Annotated in this window: 6 protein-coding genes; 2 read left to right on the top strand and 4 right to left on the bottom strand. The window is 70.1% G+C overall.

What is annotated here, in order from left to right:
• On the top strand, window positions 1-1,448 hold a 1,448-nt coding region (locus AB0J52_RS20275), incomplete at its 5' end, for an RNA polymerase sigma factor (protein WP_500183150.1).
• A gap of 229 nt (window positions 1,449-1,677) precedes the next feature.
• Here the strand turns inward: AB0J52_RS20275 and AB0J52_RS20270 are convergent.
• From AB0J52_RS20270 to AB0J52_RS20255, 4 genes are all read right to left on the bottom strand, one after another.
• Window positions 1,678-2,424, bottom strand: coding sequence for a YaaA family protein (locus AB0J52_RS20270; protein WP_500183149.1), 747 nt, complete (start codon window positions 2,422-2,424; stop codon window positions 1,678-1,680).
• 249 nt (window positions 2,425-2,673) lie between these two features.
• Entirely contained in the window at window positions 2,674-2,904 is a 231-nt protein-coding gene (locus tag AB0J52_RS20265) for a DUF7455 domain-containing protein (protein ID WP_500183148.1), read from the bottom strand.
• 127 nt (window positions 2,905-3,031) lie between these two features.
• Window positions 3,032-4,108, bottom strand: a complete 1,077-nt coding sequence (locus tag AB0J52_RS20260; protein WP_500183147.1) for an ABC transporter permease — start codon at window positions 4,106-4,108, stop codon at window positions 3,032-3,034.
• Window positions 4,105-5,007: an ABC transporter ATP-binding protein gene (locus AB0J52_RS20255; protein WP_500183146.1), complete on the bottom strand. Its 903-nt coding sequence runs from the start codon at window positions 5,005-5,007 to the stop codon at window positions 4,105-4,107. Before AB0J52_RS20255 ends, AB0J52_RS20260 begins: the two co-directional genes overlap by 4 nt.
• A gap of 168 nt (window positions 5,008-5,175) precedes the next feature.
• Between AB0J52_RS20255 and AB0J52_RS20250 the strand changes: the two genes are divergently transcribed.
• Window positions 5,176-7,266 carry a DNA gyrase/topoisomerase IV subunit B gene (locus AB0J52_RS20250; protein WP_500183151.1) on the top strand — a complete coding sequence of 697 codons (2,091 nt, stop codon included), beginning with the start codon at window positions 5,176-5,178 and terminating at the stop codon, window positions 7,264-7,266.
• The last annotated feature ends 150 nt before the right edge of the window (window positions 7,267-7,416 follow it).

Raw genomic sequence — 7,416 nt, 5'->3', positions numbered from 1 at the left:
CAGCGGCGCCGAAGCGGACGCGCAAGCGTGCGGCCGCGCCGGCGCGCAAGCCCAAGACCGCCGCTGCCGCCAAGGAGCAGCAGCCCGACACCGTGACCGCCGTCGTCGGCGACGACGAGGACGAGGCCGTAGCGGCCCCGGCGGTGAAGAAGGCCGTGGCGAAGAAGGCCGCGCCTGCGAAGCCGAAGAAGGCCGCCGCCAAGAAGGCCGCGCCGAAGAAGGGCGAGGCCGGGCCCGCCGCCAAGGGCCCGGCGAAGAAGGCCGGCGACGACCCCGAACTGGACGACGAGGTCGATGTCGAGGACCTCGACGACGACCTGAGCGACCTTGAGGCCGACCTGACCGACGACGCCGAGCTGGAGACGCCCGACCAGGGCGACCAGGACGGCGACGAGGAGGAGGAGCGTGCCCCCGTGGCCGCCGCCACTCCCGCCAAGGCCGGCGCGCAGCAGCCCAAGTCCCCCTCCGACGAGGAGGCGTTCGTCCTCGGCGACGACGACGAGGACGCCCCGGCCCAGCAGATCGCCGCCGCGGGCGCGACCGCCGACCCGGTCAAGGACTACCTCAAGCAGATCGGCAAGGTCCCCCTGCTGAACGCCGAGCAGGAGGTCGAGCTCGCCAAGCGGATCGAGGCCGGCCTGTTCGCCGAGGAGCGGCTCGCCACCGAGGCGGGCACGCTGTCGGAGGAGGACCAGGAAGACCTGGAGTGGATCGCCGAGGACGGCCGCCGCGCCAAGAACCACCTGCTGGAGGCCAACCTCCGCCTGGTGGTCTCGCTGGCCAAGCGGTACACCGGCCGCGGCATGCTGTTCCTGGACCTGATCCAGGAGGGCAACCTCGGTCTGATCCGCGCGGTCGAGAAGTTCGACTACACCAAGGGCTACAAGTTCTCCACGTACGCCACCTGGTGGATCCGGCAGGCGATCACCCGCGCGATGGCCGACCAGGCCCGCACCATCCGCATCCCGGTGCACATGGTCGAGGTCATCAACAAGCTGGCCCGCGTCCAGCGCCAGATGCTCCAGGACCTCGGCCGCGAGCCGACCCCGGAGGAGCTGGCCAAGGAACTCGACATGACCCCGGAGAAGGTCGTCGAGGTGCAGAAGTACGGCCGCGAGCCGATCTCCCTGCACACCCCGCTGGGCGAGGACGGCGACAGCGAGTTCGGCGACCTGATCGAGGACTCCGAGGCCATCGTCCCGGCGGACGCGGTCAGCTTCACGCTCCTCCAGGAGCAGCTGCACTCCGTCCTGGACACCCTGTCCGAGCGTGAGGCGGGCGTGGTCTCCATGCGGTTCGGCCTCACCGACGGCCAGCCGAAGACCCTGGACGAGATCGGCAAGGTCTACGGCGTGACGCGCGAGCGCATCCGCCAGATCGAGTCCAAGACCATGTCGAAGCTGCGCCACCCGTCCCGCAGCCAGGTCCTGCGCGACTACCTGGACTGATCGGCAGCGAGAAACGCCCCCGCCACGCGGCGGGGGCGTTCTTCGTACCCGGAGACCGTCACTCTGTGTGCCTGGCCGTGTGTCGAGAGGCACGCGAGCGAGGTGGCGGGTGTCAGGAGACGTTCTCAGCGGGTGTCTGAGGCGGGAGGCCGTTGACTCCGGTTGCCGGGTGGCCGGAGAACGCTCGCCGACACGCTTTGGGAGAAGGCGTGGGGTGGGGCGACGGCGGTCAGGCCTGGAGGACGATGTCCAGGTTGGAGCCGTTGAGCTCGGCGGCGTGGCCGAGGTCGATGACGGCCTTGAGGAGGTCCTCGGGCGTCGCGGGATTCGCGCCGGCCTGGAGCAGGTCGTGGGCGATCTTGCCGCGGGTCGCCTTGGCCATGTGGCTGACGACCGTCCGCTTGGGGACGCCGCCCAGGAAGAACTCGCGGAACACGCGGACGGCGACGGCGGGCTGGCGCGCCTTCCAGGAGGCCGCGTAGGGGCCGGAGCGCATGTCCACGACGAGGCCGTCGGGAAGATCGGCGAACGCCTCGGCCATGGCGGGCCGCCAGAGCGCCGCGAGCCGCCCCTCCGGCGGCAGGGACACGCCCATCGCGAGGCGGTACGGGGGGATGCGGTCGGTGAGCCGCAGTGCTCCCCACAGGCCGGAGAAGACGATGATCTGCTCGGCGGCCGCCCCGGCGGGCAGGTCGGCGAGCGCGAGGTTGTCGTACAGGACGCCCTGGTACAGCTCGGCGACCGGAAGCGTCGGGGCCTCGCGCAGCGCCCGGTTGCGGGCCAGCGCCTCGTCGGTCTGCCCGGCGGGCAGACCCAGCACGGACGCGGCGTCCTCGCGCAGGCACGTCTCGCCGAGCGCGCCCAGCACCCGCTCGCGGACGGGGTTGAGGGCGGGGAAGCTGAGGGACGCCAGATCCAGCGGCGGGCCGTCCCCGGTGCGGGACTTCTTCTCGGACGGCGGCAGCAGGATCAGCACGGTTCCCCCGGTGTTCGCAGATTGGTCCGTTCCAGCAGTTCCGGGCGTTTCCCGGGCATGGGCGCCCGGCGGCTCCGGACGGCGGTTCCTCCAGGATATGAGGCGCTTGGGAGGATTCACAGAGACGGTGACGTGGGGTTACTCACTGCACGCAGGCATTCGGGCACGTTCGGTGAGTGGTCCGCCACAGCAGAACGGCGGTCACCGGCTCGCGGTGACCGCCGTTCGGCGATTCACTTATTTCGAGGGCTAACGCTCGTCGTCCGAAGTGGAAGCCGGGGTGGTCGTCAGCCTGTCGGTCTCATCTTGGATGTCGGCCCCGTTAGAGCGCAGCGCCTCCGAGTACTTACGCCCGTGGTGGGCGCAGAACAGAAGGTCGCCGCCGCCTGCAAGGACCGCACGGACATAGGCCTGAGCGCCACAGCGGTCGCACCGGTCTGCGGCCGTCAGCGGCTTGGTCGGGGCAAGGGCTCCAGTCACGGCACCTTCCTCATGGTCGGGGTCGGTACTTAGGACAACATCTAACCCGACGCTGACGTTCCCAACCTGCTTCCAGGTACGCCCACAGCAGAATGGGCGCTTTAGTGACGGAGGTCACATCGAGCCGTCACGTGGCGTCCCAGCGGAACAGGCGCGCCGCGATGGCGCCCGCGACGATCGCGATCCCGAGCAGGATTCCCATCTGCGGAAGCGCGGAGGCCGGACCGAGGCCGCGCGCCATCACGTTCAGCATCCCCTCGTTCAGATAGCGCAGGGGGAAGATGTAGGAGAGGACCTGCATCCACTTGGGCGCGTAGTCGAGCGGGAAGAACGACCCGCCGAGGAACGCCATCGGCAGGACGATCAGCTGCGTCACGGTCTGCGCCGTCTCCTGCGTCTTGGCCCAGGCCCCGACCAGCATCCCGAGCGCGAGGAACGTCAGGACGCCGCAGATCACCAGCGGGATCGACATCCACCACGCGTTCTGGAGCTTCAACCCGAACACCGGCAGCTGCGCGACCAGCAGGAACACCGCGAGCTGGCCGAGCGCGATGCCGAGGCTCACCACCACCCGCGCGCCGAACACGGTGGGGATCGGCACCGGGGCCAGCCGCAGCCGGCGCAGCAGGCCCTTGGTCCGCCACAGCACAAGGGTCTGCGATGCGCCGAACATGCCGGCCGACGCCAGCGCCCAGCCCAGCAGGGACGGCGTGAAGAAGTTGATGCCCTTGATCGACTTGTCCTCGACCTGCTGCCCGGCGACCGTGTACGTCGGCGGACGGCCCGTCGCGGCGAGGTTCGCCGAGTTCGCGACCTGCTGGACGACCGACTGGACCACGCCGGACTTCACCTGGTCGGCGCCGGAGTAGTGGACGACGATCCGCCCGCCGCTCTGCTCCACCGCGGCGTCCGCGTCGCCCTTGCCGACCTTCTTCAGCGCGGCCGCCCGGTCGTCGTTCCGGCTGATCTTCACGGTCTTGCGCAGGTCCCCGGACGGGTCGTGGGAGAGCGCCTGGTCCAGCACCGGCACCGCGCCGACCTCGACGATCTCGACCTTGCCGGTGGACTGCTTCCCGAACACGCCGCCGAAGATCACCAGGAACAGCAGGGGGAACAGGATGGTGAAGAACAGCGCCCCGCGGTCCCGCCGGAAGCCGACGAACAGCGCCCGCGACAGCGACTTGAAGCTCTCGACGTTGCTCATGCCCGGTATTCCCGTCCGGTGAGGTCGAGGAAGACGTCCTCGAGCGTGGCGCCGCGGATCTGGACGCCGTCGAGGGCGTCCTTGGCCGACAGCGCCGCCACGACGGTGGACGGGTCGCGGGTCTCGACCACCAGGGACACGCCGTCGTCGGTCACCTCGTCCACGCCGGTCAGCCGGCGGGCGTCCTCGGCGGCGAGGACGCCGCTGGCCACGCTGACGCGGGTCGGCGCGTCCAGGCCGCGGACGAGCGCGGCGGGCGGGCCGAGCTTGAGGATCTGCCCGCGGTCCATGATCGCGACCCGGTCGCAGAGCACCTCGGCCTCGTCCATGTAGTGCGTGGTCAGCACGATCGTGCGGCCCTCGGTGTTGATCGCGCGCAGCACGTCCCACAGGTTGCGCCTGGCCTGCGGGTCCAGCGCGGCGGTCGGCTCGTCCAGGAAGACCAGCTCGGGGTCGTGGACGAGCGCGCAGGCGATGGAGAGGCGCTGCGCCTGGCCGCCGGACAGCTTCTCCACCCGCTCGTCGGCCTTCTCGGTGAGCCCGACCGTCTCGAGCATCTCGTCCGCCTTGCGCGCGGACACGCCGTACAGCGAGCCGAACGTGCGCAGCTGCTCGCGGGCGGTCAGGCGCTCGAAGAAGGAGGTGGCCTGGAGCTGCACGCCGATCCGGGGCAGCAGCTTGGAGTTGCGCGGCCACGGCTTCAGGCCGAGCAGCTCGACCTCGCCCTCGTCGGCCTCGCGCAGGCCCTCGACGATCTCCAGGGTGGTCGTCTTCCCGGCGCCGTTGGGGCCGAGGATGCCGAAGAACTCGCCCTCGGGGACCTCGAAGGAGACCCCGTCCACGGCTTGCACGTCTCCATAACGTTTGCGCAGACCGTACACGCTGATGGTGTTTGTCATGGGTTGACCTTAGAGCGCTGTGACCTGCGTCTCCAATCATCCCGGGGGTGGATTCCGCGCTCTCCACCCCTGGTCCGGAATGTGCGGAGCGGCGTGGCTGTCGGTGGAGTGTCGGCCCTCGGGGGTACCCTCATGCCCGACCGTCCATCCCCCGAGGAGCACACGCAGTTGACCGCCGCCACCGCCGAAGCGACCGCAGACGACCAGCAGGGCTACTCCGCCCGGCACCTCTCGGTGCTGGAAGGGCTGGAGGCCGTCCGCAAGCGACCCGGCATGTACATCGGGTCCACCGACTCCCGGGGCCTCGCGCACTGCCTCTGGGAGATCGTCGACAACTGCGTGGACGAGGCCCTGGCCGGGTACTGCACGCACATCGACGTCGTGCTCCGCGCCGACGGATCCTTCGAGGTCGGCGACAACGGGCGCGGCATCCCGGTCGACGTCGAACCGAAGACCGGCCTGCCCGGCGTCGAGCTGGTGATGACGCGGCTGCACGCGGGCGGCAAGTTCGGCGGCGTCTCCTACACCGCGTCCGGCGGCCTGCACGGCGTCGGCGCGTCGGTGGTGAACGCGCTGTCGGCCCGCCTCGACGTCGAGGTCGACCGCTACGGCCAGACCCACGCGATCAGCTTCCGCCGCGGCCTGCCCGGCGAGTTCGCCGACGAGGGACGGCCCAACGCGCGGTTCAAGAAGAAGTCCGGGCTGCGGCAGATCCGCAAGGTCGCCAAGAAGACCACCGGAACCCGCGTCCGGTTCTGGCCGGACATGCAGATCTTCCTCAAGGGCGCGACGGTCGACACCCAGCTCGTCCTGGACCGGATGCGGCAGACCGCCTTCCTCATCCCCGGCCTCACCATCGACGTGCGGGACGAGCGCGGCGAGGAGGTCGTCGCCGAGACCTTCCGGTTCGACGGCGGCATCTCCGAGTTCTGCTCCTACCTGGCCAAGGACCAGCCGCTCGTCGACGTGCTGCGGCTGCAGGGCCGCGGGCACTTCACCGAGACCGTCCCGGTGCTGGACGACCAGGGCCACCTGGTCCCGACCGACGTCGAGCGCGACCTGGAGGTCGACGTCGCGCTGCGCTGGGGAACCGGCTACGACACGATCACCCGCTCGTTCGTCAACGTCATCGCCACCCCCAAGCACGGCACGCACGTGCGCGGGTTCGACCGCGCGCTGCTCAAGGTGGTCAACGAGCAGCTGCGCGCGACCAAGCTGCTGAAGGTCAACGACGACGACGTCATCAAGGACGACGTGCTGGAGGGCCTCACGGCCGTCGTCACGGTCCGGCTGCCCGAGCCGCAGTTCGAGGGGCAGACCAAGGAGATCCTCGGCACCTCGGCCGCGACCCGGATCGTGTCCCAGGTGGTCAGCCGGGAGCTCAAGGCGGTCTTCGAGAACCCGGGCCGCGGGATGAAGCAGCCGCTGCGCACCGTCCTGGAGAAGATCGCGGGCGCGGCCAAGACCCGCATCGCGGCCCGCACCCAGCGCGACAACCAGCGCCGCAAGAACGCCCTGGAGAGCTCGGCGCTCCCGGCCAAGCTCGTCGACTGCCGCACCGCCGACGACCGCAGCGAGCTGTTCATCGTCGAGGGCGACTCGGCCCTCGGCACCGCCAAGCTCGCCCGCAACTCCGAGTTCCAGGCGCTGCTGCCGATCCGCGGCAAGATCCTCAACGTGCAGAAGGCGTCGGTCGCCGACGTGCTGAAGAACACCGAGTGCGCCGCGATCATCCAGGTGATCGGGGCCGGGTCGGGCCGCTCGTTCGAGCTGGAGAACGCCCGCTACGGCCGCGCGATCCTGATGGCCGACGCCGACGTCGACGGCAGCCACATCCGCACCCTGCTGCTGACCCTCTTCTACCGCTACATGCGGCCGATGCTGGAGGCCGGACGCGTCTACGCCGCCGTCCCGCCGCTGCACCGCATCGAGCTGATCAAGCCGAAGAAGGGCCAGGACAAGTACATCTACACCTACACCGACGCCGAGCTCCGGCAGCGCCTGGTCGAGCTGGAGCGCAAGGGCCAGCGCTGGAAGGAGCCGATCCAGCGCTACAAGGGCCTCGGTGAGATGGACGCCGACCAGCTGGCCGAGACCACCATGGACCCGCGGCACCGCATGCTCCGCCGCATCCGCGTCGAGGACGGCGAGGCGGCGGCGAAGGTGTTCTCGCTGCTCATGGGCAGCGACGTCGGGCCCCGGCGCGAGTTCATCATCGGCGGCGCGGCCGAGCTCGACATGAACCGCATCGACACCTGACCGGCGCTTTCTCGCGGAAGGCCGCGTCCCCTCGGGGTCGCGGGCCTGCGCGTTTTCGGGGTCGTTTGGGTGGGGGGGGCAGGGGGGGGGGGGGGCGCGTTACGGAGAGAGTGGGGTTGGGGAAGAGTTGAGTTTGATATGTGTATTTAA

Origin of the sequence: Spirillospora sp. NPDC049652 (assembly GCF_040675125.1) — a bacterium.
GTDB lineage: Bacteria > Actinomycetota > Actinomycetes > Streptosporangiales > Streptosporangiaceae > Spirillospora.
This window is presented reverse-complemented; position numbering and strand designations above follow the sequence as displayed.

What these genes read in the sequence shown, in the direction of transcription:
- AB0J52_RS20260 (WP_500183147.1), bottom strand. Translation starts at nt 4,108, where the DNA reads ATGAGCAACGTCGAGAGCTTCAAGTCGCTGTCGCGGGCGCTGTTCGTC.
- AB0J52_RS20255 (WP_500183146.1), bottom strand. Translation starts at nt 5,007, where the DNA reads ATGACAAACACCATCAGCGTGTACGGTCTGCGCAAACGTTATGGAGAC.